Source organism: Mycobacterium sp. NGS24, assembly GCF_059813065.1.
The window spans coordinates 86,883-102,619 of the sequence record NZ_JCALDW010000017.1 but is presented as its reverse complement, the minus strand read 5'-3'; the positions used below and the strand labels follow the sequence as shown (position 1 = coordinate 102,619).

The 15,737-nt window shown below is 68.5% G+C and carries 14 protein-coding genes; 11 read left to right on the top strand and 3 right to left on the bottom strand.

Annotation, left to right across the window (positions count from 1 at the left end; all coding sequences use genetic code 11):
* Positions 1–18 precede the first annotated feature (18 nt).
* On the bottom strand, positions 19–483 hold the full coding sequence (locus tag AC5Y6Y_RS19940; protein WP_463828263.1) for an Rv3235 family protein: 465 nt from the start codon (positions 481–483) through the stop codon (positions 19–21).
* 170 nt (positions 484–653) lie between these two features.
* Between AC5Y6Y_RS19940 and AC5Y6Y_RS19935 the strand changes: the two genes are divergently transcribed.
* From AC5Y6Y_RS19935 to AC5Y6Y_RS19885, 11 genes are all read left to right on the top strand, one after another.
* Positions 654–2,072, top strand: a complete 1,419-nt coding sequence (locus AC5Y6Y_RS19935; RefSeq protein ID WP_473139245.1) for a WS/DGAT/MGAT family O-acyltransferase — start codon at positions 654–656, stop codon at positions 2,070–2,072.
* Positions 2,073–2,112: 40 nt separating this feature from the next.
* A complete protein-coding gene (ppk2, locus tag AC5Y6Y_RS19930; protein ID WP_463828261.1) occupies positions 2,113–2,976 on the top strand; it encodes a polyphosphate kinase 2 in 864 nt (287 codons plus the stop codon).
* Positions 2,973–3,473, top strand: a complete 501-nt coding sequence (locus AC5Y6Y_RS19925) for a DUF6912 family protein (RefSeq protein WP_473139244.1) — start codon at positions 2,973–2,975, stop codon at positions 3,471–3,473. Before ppk2 ends, AC5Y6Y_RS19925 begins: the two co-directional genes overlap by 4 nt.
* A gap of 83 nt (positions 3,474–3,556) precedes the next feature.
* Entirely contained in the window at positions 3,557–4,702 is a 1,146-nt protein-coding gene (locus tag AC5Y6Y_RS19920) for a ferredoxin reductase (RefSeq protein WP_463828259.1), read from the top strand.
* 87 nt (positions 4,703–4,789) lie between these two features.
* Positions 4,790–6,070: a fatty acid desaturase family protein gene (locus AC5Y6Y_RS19915; protein ID WP_473139243.1), complete on the top strand. Its 1,281-nt coding sequence runs from the start codon at positions 4,790–4,792 to the stop codon at positions 6,068–6,070.
* Positions 6,071–6,097: 27 nt separating this feature from the next.
* A complete protein-coding gene (locus AC5Y6Y_RS19910; RefSeq protein ID WP_473139242.1) occupies positions 6,098–7,207 on the top strand; it encodes an AraC family transcriptional regulator in 1,110 nt (369 codons plus the stop codon).
* Between the two features lie 26 nt (positions 7,208–7,233).
* On the top strand, positions 7,234–8,712 hold the full coding sequence (locus tag AC5Y6Y_RS19905; protein ID WP_473139241.1) for a flavin-containing monooxygenase: 1,479 nt from the start codon (positions 7,234–7,236) through the stop codon (positions 8,710–8,712).
* The gene (locus tag AC5Y6Y_RS19900; RefSeq protein WP_473139240.1) at positions 8,693–10,411 is read left to right on the top strand and encodes a GMC oxidoreductase; all 1,719 of its coding nucleotides are present in this window, start codon (positions 8,693–8,695) and stop codon (positions 10,409–10,411) included. Before AC5Y6Y_RS19905 ends, AC5Y6Y_RS19900 begins: the two co-directional genes overlap by 20 nt.
* A 1-nt stretch (position 10,412) precedes the next feature.
* Positions 10,413–10,949 carry a hypothetical protein gene (locus AC5Y6Y_RS19895; RefSeq protein ID WP_473139239.1) on the top strand — a complete coding sequence of 179 codons (537 nt, stop codon included), beginning with the start codon at positions 10,413–10,415 and terminating at the stop codon, positions 10,947–10,949.
* A gap of 10 nt (positions 10,950–10,959) precedes the next feature.
* Positions 10,960–11,826 (top strand): beta-keto acid cleavage family enzyme, encoded by an 867-nt coding sequence (locus tag AC5Y6Y_RS19890; protein ID WP_473139238.1) that lies wholly within the window; start codon positions 10,960–10,962, stop codon positions 11,824–11,826.
* A 7-nt stretch (positions 11,827–11,833) separates the two neighbouring features.
* Positions 11,834–13,345 carry a GMC family oxidoreductase gene (locus tag AC5Y6Y_RS19885; RefSeq protein WP_473139237.1) on the top strand — a complete coding sequence of 504 codons (1,512 nt, stop codon included), beginning with the start codon at positions 11,834–11,836 and terminating at the stop codon, positions 13,343–13,345.
* Between the two features lie 142 nt (positions 13,346–13,487).
* On the opposite strand, the gene rsgA is transcribed toward AC5Y6Y_RS19885, so the two are convergent.
* Together rsgA and aroA are read right to left on the bottom strand one after the other, a co-directional pair.
* The gene (gene rsgA / locus AC5Y6Y_RS19880; RefSeq protein WP_473139236.1) at positions 13,488–14,468 is read right to left on the bottom strand and encodes a ribosome small subunit-dependent GTPase A; all 981 of its coding nucleotides are present in this window, start codon (positions 14,466–14,468) and stop codon (positions 13,488–13,490) included.
* On the bottom strand, positions 14,465–15,733 hold the full coding sequence (gene aroA / locus AC5Y6Y_RS19875) for a 3-phosphoshikimate 1-carboxyvinyltransferase (protein WP_473139235.1): 1,269 nt from the start codon (positions 15,731–15,733) through the stop codon (positions 14,465–14,467). The genes rsgA and aroA overlap by 4 nt, the downstream gene beginning before the upstream one ends.
* Positions 15,734–15,737: the final 4 nt, after the last annotated feature.

Sequence of the window (15,737 nt, the reverse complement as noted above, 5' to 3'; positions counted from 1 at the left end):
CTCTCACGGGTGGCCCGGTCAGCCGATCTGCAGGGCGACCACCAGCCACTGTCCCGGCGCGGACACCCGTTCCACCCGACCGGCGATCGCGTGCAGCCGTTCCCCACGGCTGTAGCAGCCGAACACCTCGGCCGCGGAGCCCCCGGTGGGCTGTAGCCGCATCTTGCGCAGCACCGCGGCGCCGGCCTGTCCGGTAACCGTGCGGCTCACCGCCTGTACGGCGTCGACCAGATCCGGTGTCAGCACCGCACGCAGCTGCCCAGCCGGGCGGCGCCGGTCGATGACTTCGAGCACCCGACGCAGCGCGGCGTCGGCGAACACCGCGGCCTGACGCATCTGCGCGTCCAGCGGCACGCCGTCCGGCTGGCGCTGCGGGCGCGGACGGGCCGGCCGCGGCGGCGCGTGCGATGATGGTCCACACCGCGGGAGGCCGCGGGTCGGGGGTTCGTAGTCGATCACCGGTGTGACGGCGACAGTGGGCAATGGGGCATCTCCAGACGCTTGTGACCGAGCAGCGCCTGAAGAGTGTCAGACGGTCGGGCCGTTGGGTATTCACTCGTCGGTCCTCATCCACAGGCCCGCTCGGCGCAGACGCCCGCCAGCCGATAGCGTGACCTGATATCCAGAATGCGAAACAGGAGGGCGTTGCGGCAATGGTGACCCGGTTGTCCACCGCGGACGCGTCGTTCTATCGACTGGAGAACACCGCGACCCCGATGTATGTCGGGTCGCTGTCGATCCTGCGCCGGCCGCGATCGGGTCTGAGCTACGAGACATTGCTGGCCACCGTCGAGAAGCGCTTGCCGCAGATACCGCGCTACCGGCAGAAGGTGCGCGAGGTCAAGGTCGGCATGGCCCGGCCGGTCTGGATCGACGACGCCGATTTCGACATCACGTATCACATTCGGCGCTCGGCCCTGCCGTCGCCGGGCAGCGACGAACAACTGCATGAACTCATCGCCCGCCTGGCTGCCCGGCCGCTGGACAAGTCGCGGCCGCTGTGGGAGATGTACCTGGTCGAGGGCCTGGCCAAGAACCGCCTCGCGCTCTACACCAAGTCGCACCAGGCGTTGATCAACGGCATGGGCGCCCTGGAGATCAACCACGTGATCGCCGACCGGACGCGTCGGGCACCGCCGTTCCCCGAAGACATCTGGGTGCCGGAACGCGACCCGGGGCACAGCCGGTTGGTGCTGGGTGCCATCGGGGAGTGGCTGGTGGGTCCCGGTACCCAATTGCAGGCCGTCGGCTCCGCGGTCGCGGGGCTGGTGACCAATTCCGGTCAGCTCGTCGACTCTGCCCGCCGGGTTTTCGACGTCGCGCGCACCGTGGCACGTGGCACCGCGCCCAGCAGCCCGCTCAACGCCACCGTGTCCCGCAATCGCCGCTTCACCGTCGCCCGGGGCAAGCTCGACGACTACCGGACGGTGCGGGCCCGCTACGAATGCGACATCAACGATGTGGTGCTGGCGGTGATAGCCGGTGCCCTGAGCAACTGGTTGATGTCGCGCGGTGAAGCCGTGACGCAGACCGCGGTGGTGCGGGCGATGGCGCCGCTGTCGGTGTATCCCGACGACCAGCTCGACCCGTCCGGACCGGGCCAGGCGATGAGCGAAGTGACCCCGTTCCTGGTGGATCTGCCGGTGGGGGAGGGCAACGCGGTGGTCCGGCTCTCCCAGATCGCGCACGCCACCGAATCGAACCCGACGGCCGCCAGCCTGGTGGACGCCCGCACCATCGTCACGCTGTCCGGTTTCGCGCCGCCGACGCTGCACGCAATGGGCATCCGGGTGGCGACCAGTTTCCCGACGCTGTCGCGCCAACCGTTCAACCTGCTGATCACCAACGCCCCCGGCGCCCAGTCGCAGATGTACATCGCCGGCACGAAGCTGCTGGAGACCTATGCGGTGCCGCCGCTGTTGCACAACCAGGCGCTGGCCATCAGCGTCACGTCCTACAACGGCATGCTCTACTTCGGCATCAACGCCGACCGCGACGCGATGAGCGACGTGGACCTGCTGCCGGGGTTGTTGCAGCAGTCGCTGGACGAGCTGCTGGGCGCTTCCCGCTAGTTTCGGCCGGAATCGGCGGGTACCGATAACATCCGTTGATGTGAGCACCCCGAACAAGGCCGGCGCGTCGCCGAAGACGAAGAAGAAGAAGTCGGCCGCACCCACCGTGCAGAAGATCCCCAACGACATCTACGAAGCCGAATTGTTCAGGCTGCAAACCGAATTCGTGAAATTGCAGGAATGGGTGCGGCACACCGGTGCCCGGCTGGTGGTGATCTTCGAAGGCCGCGACGCCGCGGGCAAAGGCGGTGCGATCAAGCGGATCACCGAATACCTCAGCCCCCGCATCGCCCACGTCGCCGCGCTGCCGGTGCCGACCGGCCGGGAACGCGGACAGTGGTATTACCAGCGCTACATCGCCCATCTGCCCACCAAAGGCGAAATCGTGCTGTTCGACCGCTCGTGGTACAACCGCGCCGGCATCGAAAAGGTGATGGGATTCTGCACACCGCACGAGCATGCGCTGTTCCTGCGGCAGACCCCGATCTTCGAGCAGATGCTGATCGACGACGGGATCCTGTTGCGCAAGTACTGGTTCTCGGTGTCGGATACCGAACAGTTGCGCCGGTTCAAGGCCAGGCTCAATGACCCTGTGCGGCAATGGAAGCTGTCCCCGATGGATCTGGAATCGGTGTACCGGTGGGAGGACTACTCGCGCGCCAAGGACGAGATGATGGTGCATACCGATACCCCGGTCAGTCCCTGGTACGTGGTGGAATCCGACATCAAGAAGCATGCACGGCTGAACATGATGGCCCACCTGCTCTCGACCGTGAACTACTCGGAGGTGGAAATCCCGAAGGTCACCCTGCCGGACCGTCCCGTGGTGACCGGCAACTACCAGCGGCCGGCGCGTGAGCTGCAGAAGTTCGTCACCGACCACGTGGCGACTCTGATGTCATGACACGGGTCCACATCCCGGCGACCCTGGGCATGCTGCAGCAGCTCGTCGCCGGCGGGTCGTTGCGTCCGGTCAACGGCACCGCCTTTGCGGTCACCCCGGCGTTGCGCGAGTCCTATGCCGAGGGCGACGACGACGAGCTTGCCGAGGTGGCGCTGCGCGAAGCGGCGCTGGCCTCGCTGCGGCTGTTGGCCGCTGCGGAGGACGGCGCGCTGCCGCTGCGCCGGGTGGTGCTGGAGGCCGACGTGGATGAGGTGGCCTTCCGTCCCGATCTGGACGACGCGGTCGTCAGGATCGACGGGTCGATTCGGCTGGAACGGGTAATCGCGGCATATGTGGACAATGCGGACGCGGAGCCGGCCGTCAGGGCGGCGATGGCCGTGATCGATGCCGCCGATCTCGGGGACGAGGATGCCGAGCTGACCGTCGGCGACGCCCAGGATCATGATCTGGCCTGGTACGCCAACCAGGAGCTCCCGTTCCTGCTCGAGCTACTGTGACGCCGCTCTGGCTACGGTACCGTAACTTACGGTACCGTAGGTTGGGTCAGACGCGGCCGGAGCACGAGCAGGAGCTTCTTTTCATGAGCACAAAGCACGCGGCGCTCACCGCCAGGGTCGTCAACACCACCCGGGCGAGCGTTGCCGGGGCCGAGCAGCATCCCGGCTGGCACGCGCTGCGCCAACTGGCCGCGCGCATCACCACCCCGCTGCTGCCCGACGACTACCTGCACCTGGCCAACCCGCTGTGGTCGGCTCGCGAGCTCCGCGGCCGCATCCTGGAAGTCCGCCGCGAGACCGAGGATTCGGCCACCCTGGTCATCAAGCCGGGGTGGGGCTTCAGTTTCGACTACCAGCCGGGCCAGTACATCGGCATCGGGCTGCTGGTCGACGGGCGTTGGCGCTGGCGGTCGTATTCGCTCACCTCGAGTCCGGCCGCGGGTTCCGATTCGGCCCGGACGATCACGATCACCGTCAAGGCCATGCCGGAAGGCTTCCTGTCCACCCACCTGGTGGCCGGTGTCGAACCGGGAACCATCGTGCGACTGGCCGCACCGCAGGGCAACTTCGTGCTGCCGGATCCGGCGCCGTCGTCCATCCTCTTCCTCACCGCCGGGTCCGGGATCACGCCGGTGATGTCGATGCTGCGCACGTTGGTGCGCCGCGACCAGATCACCGATGTCGCACACCTGCATTCGGCGCCCACCGGCTCCGACGTGATGTTCGCCGACGAGTTGGCCGGGTTGGCCGACGATCATCCCGGCTATCGCCTGTCCGTGCGCGAGACCCGCTCGCGGGGCCGGCTCGACCTGTCCCGGCTCGACGACGAGGTACCGGACTGGCGCGACCGGCACACCTGGGCCTGCGGCCCCGAGGGCATGCTCAGCCAGGCCGAGAAGGCGTGGTCGGCGGCCGGCGTCGGTGATCGGCTGCACCTGGAGCGGTTCGCGGTGTCCAGGGCCGCGCCGGCGGGAGCGGGTGGGACCGTGACCTTCGCCCGCAGCGGCAAGAGTGTCGCCGCCGATGCGGCGACGTCGGTGATGGATGCCGGGGAAGGTGCCGGCGTGCAGATGCCGTTCGGCTGCCGCATGGGCATCTGTCAGTCGTGCGTGGTGGAGTTGCTGGACGGGCACGTCCGTGACCTGCGCACCGGCGTCGAGCACGATCCGGGCCATCGCGTCCAGACCTGCGTGTCGGCCGCATCCGGCGACTGCGTGGTCGATATCTAGAGTTACCGACAGGTAACCTACGGAGTCGTAGGTTACTATTGCGTAGGCCCGGGTACGCCCTAAGCACAACAGACGCAGGGAGAACTTATGGCGATCACCGACGTCGAAGAATTCGCACATCTGACCGACGCCGACATCGAAAACCTGGCTTTCGAACTCGATGCCATCCGCCAGGACATCGAAGACTCGCGCGGGCAGCGCGACGCCCGCTATATCCGTCGCACCATCGCCGCGCAACGCGCGCTCGAAGTGGCCGGGCGGGTGATGCTGGCCGCCAGCAAACGGCGGTCGGCATGGTGGGCGGGCACCGCCACGCTCGGTGTGGCCAAGATCATCGAGAACATGGAGATCGGCCACAACGTCATGCACGGCCAGTGGGACTGGATGAACGACCCGGAGATCCACTCCTCGACCTGGGAGTGGGACATGAGCGGGTCGTCCAAGCACTGGCGCTACACGCACAATTTCGTGCACCACAAGTACACCAACATCCTGGGTATGGACGACGACGTCGGCTACGGCCTGCTGCGGGTCACCCGTGACCAGCGCTGGAAGCGCTTCAACCTGATGAATCTCGTCTACAACACCTTGCTCGCGCTGCTGTTCGAATGGGGTGTCGGCCTGCAGCACGTGGAAATCGGCAAAATCGTCAAGAAGCGAATGGAGCACGGCGAGGCCCGCCAGCGCATCGACGAATTCCTGGCCAAGGCAGGTCGCCAGGTGCTCAAGGACTACCTCGCGTTCCCAGCGCTCACCTCGCTGTCGCCCGGCGCGACCTACACCTCGACGCTGAAGGCGAACGCGACGGCGAACGTGATTCGCAACGTGTGGGCCAACGCCGTCATCTTCTGCGGGCACTTCCCCGACGGCGCCGAGAAGTTCACCAAGACGGACATGGTCGGCGAGACCAAGGGCCAGTGGTACCTGCGGCAGATGCTGGGTAGCGCCAACTTCGAGGGTGGCTGGTTGCTGCGCTTCATGAGCGGCAACCTGTGCCACCAGATCGAGCACCACCTGTATCCCGACCTGCCCAGCAACCGGCTGCACGAGATCTCGCTGCGCGTCAGCGAGATCTGCGACAAGTACGACCTGCCCTACACCACCGGGTCGTTCCTGGTGCAGTACGGCAAGACGTGGCGCACCATCGCCAAGCTGTCGTTGCCGGACAAGTACCTGCGCGACGACGCCGACAACGCGCCGGAGACCCGCAGCGAGCGGATGTTCGTCGGCCTGGAACCGGAGTTCACCGGGACCGACCCGACGACCGGCCGCCGCCGCGGGCTGAAATCCGCCATCGCGGCCGTGCGCGGGTGGCGGCAATCCAAGCGTGCCGCCGCAGCGGCGGTCAACGGTGAGTTGGCCGCATAACCGGTAGGCGCCGCCATACTGGAGACCGTGCAGGTCTTCGCCGGACAGCAGGTGTCGCACTGGGACTTCCCGCGCAACACCGGCAGCGTCGCGTTGATGACCGAGTTCGGTTGCGCGAACGGGCTCGTCGTCGAGGATGTCCTGCGCGGGTCCGGGCTGACCGAGGCCGACCTGCACGACCCGGGCCGGATGATCGTCGGCCGCCAGGAGCTGGCGGTGGTGACCAATCTGGTGAGCCTGCTGGGCAACCCGGCCGGCCTCGGGGTGCGGGTGGGCGGAAGTTACCACGTCGGCTCGTTCGGGATCTTCGGGTTCGCCTGCCTGACCAGCTCGACGCTGGGCGACGCGGTCCGGTTCGCCGCCCGGTTCTACGAGCTCAGCTACGGCTTCGGCCTGCCCAGCGTGACGGTGGAGGGACCGGTTGCGGCGCTGCGGCTCGACCTGCCCGATCTGACCGGTCCCGTCGCCGAGTTCCTGGTGCGCCGCGACCTCGCGGCGATCGGCCGGGTGATGGCCGAGCTGCTGGGCGGTCCGCTGCCGCTGATGTCGATCGAGTTCGCCGGTGCGGCCCCGCCGTCCGGGGACACCGCGGTGCGGGAGGTATTCGGGGTGGTCCCGCGATACCAGGCGCCCGCCAATGTGGCGCGCTGGCCGGCCGCGCTACTGGAAAACCGGTTGCCCCAGGCCAGCGAGATGAGCGTGACCATCTGCGAGCAGCAGTGCACCGCTCTGCTGGAACGCCGACGGCAGCGCACCGGGGTGGCCCGGCAGGTCCGGGACCGGTTGGCATCTCTGGACGACAAGATCGACGGTAAAACCCACACCATCGCCAGCGTCGCCCGGCAGCTCGCCATGAGCGAGCGCACCCTGCGCCGCCGGCTGGCCGAGGAAAACACCACCTTCCGGGACCTGGTTGAGGAAGTGCACCGGGTGCTGGCCGAAGAGCTGCTGGCCACCGGTGCGCTGTCGGTGGACGATGTCGCGCTGCGGCTGGGCTACGCGGAGGCGACGAGTTTCATCGCTGCGTTCAAACGCTGGACCGGCACCACACCTGCGCGCTACCAGCGTTCGGTGGCGCCCCGGGAACGGTTCGTGGCCGGAATTATGGATTCAGCGTCCGCGATCGCCTTCCGGTGACGTGCCATAGCTCGTAATTTCAAAGCATGCGATTTCGTCCCCGTGTCCTGGTAATCGGCGCCGGCTTCGGAGGCCTGGCCGCCGCATACGAACTCTCCCACGACGGTCTCGCCGACGTCACCGTGCTGGAGAAGGCCGACGACATCGGCGGTGTGTGGCGGGAGAACACCTATCCCGGCGCCGCCTGCGACGTCCCGTCGAATCTGTACTCCTATTCCTTCGCCCGCAAGAACGACTGGGGGCGCCGCTACGCCGAGCAACCCGACATCCTGGGCTACATCCACGACACCGCCGAGCAGTTCGGCCTGCGCGAGCTGGTCCGGACCGGGGTCGAGGTCACCTCCGCCGAATACGACGACGGCACCGCCACTTGGCGGGTGACCACCGCATCCGGCGAAGTCCTGGAAGCCGAGGTGCTGGTACCGGCAGTGGGCCAGCTGTCGCGTCCCTCGCTGCCGAACATCCCGGGACTGGACTCGTTCACCGGGCCGTCCTTCCACTCCGCGCAGTGGCGCCACGACGTCGACCTGACCGGCCGGCGGGTCGCGGTGCTCGGCACCGGGGCGTCGGCCATCCAGTTCGTTCCGCGCATCCGCCAAACTGCCGGACAGGTCACCATCTTCCAACGCTCCGCGCCCTACGTGGTGCCGAAGGTGGACCGGGCCTACACCGACCGGCACCACGCCGCGTTCGAGAAGGTGCCCGGCTGGGCTGCCGCCATGCGTGGCGTGATCTGGGAGACCACCGAACTGCTGGGCCTGGCCCTGACCAGGGCCAAACCCCTGGCCCGGATGCTGCAGGCGCTGGCGTCGTCGAACCTGAAGCGGCACATCAAAGATCCGGAGCTGCGGGCCAAGCTCACCCCCGACTACCCGATCGGGTGCAAGCGGGTGCTGTTCAGCAGCGACTGGTATCCGGCGCTGGCCAGCGACAACGTCGACGTGCAGACCGAAGAGATCACCGAGGTGACGCCGACGGGGGTGCGTACCGCCGACGGCCGGCTGCACGAGGTGGACGTGATCATCTACGGCACCGGCTTCAAGGCCACCGAGTTTCTCGCGCCGATGACGATCACCGGCCGCGGCGGACGGGACCTGAACGCCGAGTGGGCCGACGGTGCCCGCGCACACCTCGGCATCGCGGTCACCGGCTTCCCGAACATGTTCCTGATCTACGGCCCCAACACCAATCTCGGCAGCAGCTCGGTCATCCTGATGATGGAGCAGCAGGCCGGCTACATCCGTCAGATCGTGACCGAGCTCGCCCGCCGCGGACCCGGGCGCGCCTTCGAAGTCCGGCCCTCCGTCGAGCGGGCCTACGACGCCGAAGTCCAGGCCCGCCTCGACAAGGGTGTGTGGACCGGTTGCGACTCGTGGTATCGCACCGCGTCCGGCCGGGTAACCACCAACTGGCCCGGGCTGGTGCACGAATATCAGCGTCGCACCCGGACCGCAGCCCTCGGCGATTTCCAGGAGGTGTTGTCGCGTGAGTCAAGCCTCGTTTGACTATGACGTGCTGGTCATCGGATCCGGTTTCGGGGGCAGCGTCACCGCGCTGCGGCTCAGCGAAAAGGGTTACCGGGTAGGCGTTCTCGAGGCCGGACGCCGGTTCCGGGACGAGGACTACGCGGTGAACAGCTGGCACGTCCGCGATTACCTGTTCAAGCCCTCGATCGGGTGTTACGGCATCCAGCGCATCGACGTGCTCACCGACGCGGTGGTGCTCAGCGGCGCCGGGGTCGGCGGCGGCTCGCTGGTATACGCGAACACGCTCTACCAGCCCGGCGACGGGTTCTTCGCCGACCCGCGCTGGAGCGGCATCACCGACTGGAAGGACGAACTGCTGCCCTGGTACGACCAGGCCAAGCGGATGCTGGGCGTCGAGACCTACCCGCGGACCACGCCGTCGGACAAGGTGATGCTGAAGATCGCCACCGATCTCGGCGTCGCCGACACGTTCCACGCCACCCCGGTCGGGGTGTGTTTCACCGGGTCCGACGGCAAGCTGGCCGAGCCGGGCGCCCCGGTGGGCGACCCGTACTTCGGCGGGGCCGGCCCGGACCGCAACGCCTGCCGGCACTGCGGCGAATGCATGACCGGGTGTCGGCACAACGCTAAGAACACGCTGGTCAAGAACTATCTCTACCTGGCCGAGAACCTCGGCGCGACGGTCCACCCGCTGACCACCGTCGTCGACGTGCGGCCCCGCGCCGGCGGCGGGTACGACGTGGTGACCCGCCGCACCGGCGGCAAACTGCGGCGCCGACGGCGTGTTTTCACCGCCGAGCAGGTGGTGTTCTCCGCAGCTGCCCTGGGCACCCAGCGGCTGCTACACAAGCTGCGCGACCGCGGCAGCCTGCCGCACATCTCGCCCAAGCTCGGCGAGCTGTCCCGGACCAATTCCGAGGCGATCCTGGCCGTGCGGGCCCGTCGCGACGACGTGGACTATTCCGAGGGTGTCGCGATCACGTCCTCCATCCACCCGGACGACCACACCCACGTCGAGCCCTGCCGTTACGGCCACGACTCGAACCTGATGGGGCTGATGGGCACCGTCCTGGTCGACGGATTGGACGGGGGGAGGCGATGGCGGACCGGGATGAAAGAGCTTGTCCGCCAACGTCGGGACCTGCGCCGGCTGCTCAACCCGAAGCGCTGGTCGGAGCAGACCATTCCGCTGCTGGTCATGCAAACCCACGACAATTCGCTGACCACCTACACCCGCCCCTGGCTGTTCGGGCGCCGGATGAAATCCCGGCAAGGCGTGGGCGAGCCGAACCCGACCTGGATCCCGGTCGGTCACGAAGTCGCCCGGCGCGCGGCCGAGCACCTCGACGGCATCGCCGGCGGCGCTTGGGCGGACCTGGCGGACATCCCGATGACGGGGCACTTCATCGGCGGCTGCGTGATCGCCGAATCGGCGGACTCCGGCGTGGTGGACCCCTACCACCGCATGCACGGCCACCCCGGGTTGCACGTCATCGACGGGTCCACGATCACCGCCAACCTGGGCGTCAACCCGTCCCTGACCATCACCGCGCTGGCCGAGCGGGCCACCTCGCTGTGGCCGAACAAGGGCGAGTCGGACCCGCGGCCGCCGCTGGGGTCACCTTACGAACGCATCGCCCCGGTGGCGCCGGTCCGGCCGGCCGTCCCGGTGACCGCGCCCGGCGCGCTGCGCTCCGAGCGGGACTACGCTCGCTGACATGCTTGCCGCGTTCGGATTCGAGAACCTGGGTGTGGTCGTCGGGGACATGTACTTCGTCGACCCGAACCCGCGCACCGGCCAGGAGACCCCGGAACGGGGAGTCAGGCTGGAGCTGCGCATCGTCGACCGGGCCGACCCGCACGGATCGATCTACGCCGGCATCCCGATCGCCTTCAACCGCCCGGTGTGGCGGGTGGACCTGTTCGGCTCCACCGAAAGCCCGCCCGGCACGCTGGACCGGGCCCATCACCACCCCCGGTTCGACGGCTGGGAACCCGGCGGCCGGCACTTCGTCCCGGAGCTGTCCGCCGACCCCGTCGCCTGGCTGGCCGAGGAACTGGCCGACCCGCCCGCCGTGCTGGCCCGGGCCGGCATCGGTGCGGACCAGGTCAGCGGGGCCGACGTGGCCGGAATCGCCTCGGCGGCACCGGAAATCGTGGCCGCGGTGCAACGGATGCTCGACGGGGTGCGCGACGGGCATTTGGCGCCGTCGCCCCCCGAGCCGGTACCCGCCGCCCGCACCGGCTGGCTCTGACTGCCTCGAAATGACTCCGGTCATCATCGAATGCGCCATCAACGGCGTCACCCCCAAGTCGGTCAATCCCCAGGTGCCGGTGACGCCTTCGGAGATCGCCGCGGACGCGCTGGCGTGCATCGAGGCGGGCGCGGCGATCATTCACAACCACATCGACCTGCATGGGGTCGGCGTGGCAGAAGCGGCCGAACGCTACCTCGAGGGATGGCGGCCGGTCCTGGCCGCCCGACCCGACGCGTTGCTGTACCCGACGGTGCATTTCGGTGCGGAGCTCTCGATCTCCTACGAACACCTGGTGCCGCTGGCCGCGGCCGGGCTGCGCGTGGGGCTCACCGACCCCGGATCGGTCAATCTCGGCGGCACCGACGCTGACGGGGTGCCGGCCGGAGATTTCGTCTACCGCAACTCATTTGAGACGATCGAGCGTGCTTTCCAGATCTGCCGCGAGGCCCGGCTCGGGCCCAGTCTGGCCATCTACGAACCCGGGTTCCTGCGGGCCGCGCTCGCGTGGTGGCGGGCGGGCCGGCTGCCGCAGGGGACGATGATCAAGCTCTACTTCGCCACCGAATCCGGTTACCTGGGCGCCCCTTTCGGGTTGCCGCCCACCGAGCGCGCACTCGACGCCTACCTGGAACTGCTCGACGGGTGCGACATTCCGTGGGCTGTTTCGGTGGTCGGCGGGGACTTGTGCGCTTGTCCGATCGCTGAGCTTGCGCTCGCACGCGGCGGCCACCTGCACCTGGGACTGGAGTTCTACCGCGGCGACCGGTCGCCGTCCAATGTCGAATTGGTGGCGGAAGCCGTTCGCCTGTGCGAACGTTCGGGCCGCTCGGTCGCAACGCCAGCGCAAGCGGCACGAATTCTGGCGCTAAGGTAGGTGTTCCGTGGCTGTATATGACTACATCGTCGTGGGAGCGGGATCAGCCGGATGTGCGGTGGCCGGAAGGCTTGCTGCGGAGTCGACGTCCCGGGTGCTGCTGGTCGAGGCCGGCGGTTCGGACCGGCGACTGGAGGTGCGCGCGCCGCTGGCGAACGTCCGGCTATTCGGCACCGCGCTGGACTGGTGCTACGAATCCGAGCCGGAGGCCGCCTGCGGCGATCGCCGGATGCCGTTGCACGCCGGTCGGGTGCTCGGCGGAACCAGCGCGATGAACATGATGGTGTGGGTCAAGGGCAGCCATCTCGACTACGACGACTGGCAACTGCCCGGCTGGTCGTGGACGGACGTGGCGCCGGTGTTCGCCCGAATTGAGCAGGGCCCGATGCGGATTGGGCGAAACCCCTGCCCCGACGAACTGTCGGGGCGGTTCGTCGCTGCGGCACGGGCGGCGGGCGTCTGCGCAGACGACGACGTCAGCGGACCCGAACTCGACGGAGCGGCGATCGCCCCGGTCAACATCCACCGAGGCCGGCGCTGGAGCACGCCGCGCGGCTATCTGCGCCGGCGGCCCAATTTGACCGTCCTGACCCGGGCCGAAGTCGGCAGGGTGATCATCCGTAAGGGCCGCGCCGTCGGCATCGAATACCGCCGTCAGGGACGGGGGAGTCGGGTCCAGCAGGCCTTCGCCGGCCACGTCGTCGTGAGCGCGGGCGCCTACCGCACGCCACACTTGCTGCAGCTGTCCGGTATCGGTCCCGCCGACCATTTGCGAAGCGTTGGAATCAATCCGGTCATCGACAATCCCCTGGTCGGTCAGGGCCTCACCGACCACCCGCACGCCTGGGCGATCTGGTCCCTCGCGCCGGGCTACGTCGGCCTATCGGACGCGTCGCACCCGAAATGGTTGCTGCAGTGGGTATTCGGCCGCAGCGGCAAGCTCGCGAACAGCGGCGTCGAGGCGGTCGCCCACATCCGGTCGACACCAGAGCTGCCGGCCTGCGACTTTCAGTTGATGACCATCCTCGCCGACACCACGGCCGATCCAGCAGCGGACACGCTGAAACCCGCTCTGTCGATTGGACATTCGTACTGGACGCCGAAGAGTCGTGGCGAGGTGTTGACACGCTCATCGGATCCCGCGACGCCACCGGTGATCCGGATGAATCTGCTCTCCGAGCGCGAGGATGTCGAAGCGCTGATCCGCGCTGTGCGGCGCACGCGCGAAATCATGGCCACCGAACCGATCGCGTCCGCCCTCGGACCGGAGCTGCTGCCGGGTCCCGGTACGGACCTCGAGTCGTGCATCAGGCAGACCGCGATCACCACCTACCATCCGGCCTGCACTGTTGCGATGGGCACGCACCCCGAGAGTCCCCTCGACGAGCATCTGCGGGTGCGCGGCGTCGACAATCTGCGGGTCGCCGATGCATCGGCGCTACCCCGGATTCCGCGCGCGAATACCAATGCTGCCGCCATCATGATCGGCGAACGCTGCGCGGACTTCCTGCTCGCCTGATCAGACGCGTCGGATCCGTCCGAGTGGTGCGCTGATTGCGGGGTTCCATTCGTTCGCGCGAGCGACCCCACATGCACGGTTTTCGCGGCGTTTTACCGTACTTGTGGGGCCGCTCGGCAAGGGAAACTCACCGCGCGACGTCTCACCCCTCCCTCAGGGTGGCCAGCAACCGCCGGGCCGCACCGACACGGCGCACCGCGGTGCCGGTGAGCAGGTCCAGCGCGCATTCCGGATCGGCCGGCGGACCCATGTGTCCGCAGCCGCGCGGGCAGTCCTCGATGGCCTCAGCGAGATCGTTGAACGACTTCAGCACGTCGTCGGGTTTGATGTGGGCCAGGCCGAACGATCGAATGCCGGGGGTGTCGATCACCCACCCCCCGTTTTGCAGCGGCAGTGCGACCGACTGGGTCGAGGTGTGCCGGCCCCGCCCAATGTCGGTGACGTTGCCCACCGCCCGATCCGCCTCGGGCACAAGGCGATTCACCAGTGTCGACTTGCCGACTCCGGAGTGCCCGAGCAGCACTGTGATCGTGTCGTCGAGCAGGTCTGCCACCGCGAGCAGAGGGTCGTCGACGCCGGCGACGACCACGGTGAGGTCCAGGTCGACGTATTGTTCGGCGAACGGTTCGGGTGGGGCGAGGTCGGTCTTGGTCAGGCACAGGATCGGCGTCAGCCCGCCGGTGTAGGCGGCGATCAGTGCGCGATCGACCAGGCCGGTGCGGGGTGGCGGGTCGGCGAGTGCCACCACCATGAGCAGTTGGTCGGCGTTGGCCACGATCACGCGTTCGGTGGGGTCATCATCATCGGCGGTGCGCCGCAACACCGTTCGCCGCGGACCCCGCCGCACGATGCGGGCCAGGGTGTCGGTGCGCCCGGACAGGTCGCCGACGATGTCGACGTCGTCACCGACCACGATCGGGGTGCGGCCCAGTTCGCGCGCCCGCATCGCCGTGACCCTGCGATCGGGTTGCCCGCCCAGCACGCACCCCCAGCGGCCGCGGTCGACGCTGACCACCATGGCGGCCTCGGCGTCGGCGTGCTGCGGACGGGTCTTGGTCCGGGGCCGCGATCCCTTGCCGGACCGGACCTTGACGTCGGACTCGTCGTAGTCGCCAGTTCTCAAGCGCTGCTTACCATTTCGGTCCACAGTTGGGGAAACTCCGGCAGCGTCTTGGTGGTGGCGCCGATGTCGTCGACCGTCACGCCGGGGACCCGCAACCCGACGATCGCGCCAGCCATTGCCATCCGGTGATCGGCGTAGGCGCGCCAGAGCCCGGGTTGCAACGGACCGGCGGTGATCACCAGGCCGTCGTCGGTCTCCCGGCAATCACCACCCAGGCGGTTGATCTCAGTGCTCAGGGCGGCCAGCCGGTCGGTCTCGTGCCCGCGCAGATGCGCGATCCCGCTCAGGTGCGACACCGATCCCGGCGCCGCCAGCGCCGCCAGCGCCGCCACCGAAGGCGCCAGTTCGCCGACGTCGCGCAGGTCGATGTCGAACCCGTCGTATCCGGGGGAACCCTGCACCTCCAGAGCCGAATCACCCTGCTCGACAACCGCATTCAGCTTGGCCAACACGTCCAGGATGTGCTCGGCGGGTTGCACGCTGGTTGCCGGCCAGCCGGTGATGCGCACGGAACCTCCGGTGACCACGGCGGCGGCCAGGAACGCGACCGCGTTGGTCAGGTCCGGCTCGACCTGCCAGTGCCGGGCCTGCACCGTGCCCGGATGCACGTGCCAACGATTGCCCACCGAGTCGTCGACGTCGACGCCGGCCTGGCGCAGCATCGCCACCGTCATCGCGATGTGCGGCGCCGAGGGCAGCGACTCACCCGTGTGCTGCACGGTCAGGCCGTCGGTGAACGACGCCCCGGACAGCAACAGGCCCGAGACGAACTGCGAGGACGCCGAGGCGTCAATGGCCACCGTCCCGCCGGCCACCGAACCACTGCCCTGCACGCGGAACGGCAACCCGGTCCCGTCGACCGGCACGCCCAGACCCCGCAGCGCATCCAGCAGGGGCGCGATGGGTCGGGAACGAGCCTGCTCGTCGCCGTCGAACGTGACCGGGGTGGCGCTGAGTGCGGCCAGCGGGGGGACGAAGCGCAGCACGGTGCCGGCCAGTCCGCAGTCGATGCGGGTATCGGGGCCGGGTTCGATGCGGCCGTCCACCGTCAGGTCGGTGCTGGTGCCGTCGACGCGCAGGCCCAGGGCTCGCAGCGCCCCGATCATCAGGTCTGTGTCACGGCTGCGCAAGGCTCCGGCAATGGTCGACGTGCCGGCGCCGAGCGCCGCCAGAATCAAGGTGCGATTCGTTTGCGACTTCGAGCCCGGGACGGTCACGGTCGCGTGCACCGGGGCCGGTGCGGACGGGGCCTGCCATGCGCTCACCGCT

What these genes read in the sequence shown, in the direction of transcription:
- AC5Y6Y_RS19895 (WP_473139239.1), top strand. Translation starts at nt 10,413, where the DNA reads ATGCTTGCCGCGTTCGGATTCGAGAACCTGGGTGTGGTCGTCGGGGAC.
- AC5Y6Y_RS19935 (WP_473139245.1), top strand. Translation starts at nt 654, where the DNA reads ATGGTGACCCGGTTGTCCACCGCGGACGCGTCGTTCTATCGACTGGAG.
- AC5Y6Y_RS19925 (WP_473139244.1), top strand. Translation starts at nt 2,973, where the DNA reads ATGACACGGGTCCACATCCCGGCGACCCTGGGCATGCTGCAGCAGCTC.
- AC5Y6Y_RS19920 (WP_463828259.1), top strand. Translation starts at nt 3,557, where the DNA reads ATGAGCACAAAGCACGCGGCGCTCACCGCCAGGGTCGTCAACACCACC.
- AC5Y6Y_RS19890 (WP_473139238.1), top strand. Translation starts at nt 10,960, where the DNA reads ATGACTCCGGTCATCATCGAATGCGCCATCAACGGCGTCACCCCCAAG.
- AC5Y6Y_RS19915 (WP_473139243.1), top strand. Translation starts at nt 4,790, where the DNA reads ATGGCGATCACCGACGTCGAAGAATTCGCACATCTGACCGACGCCGAC.
- AC5Y6Y_RS19905 (WP_473139241.1), top strand. Translation starts at nt 7,234, where the DNA reads ATGCGATTTCGTCCCCGTGTCCTGGTAATCGGCGCCGGCTTCGGAGGC.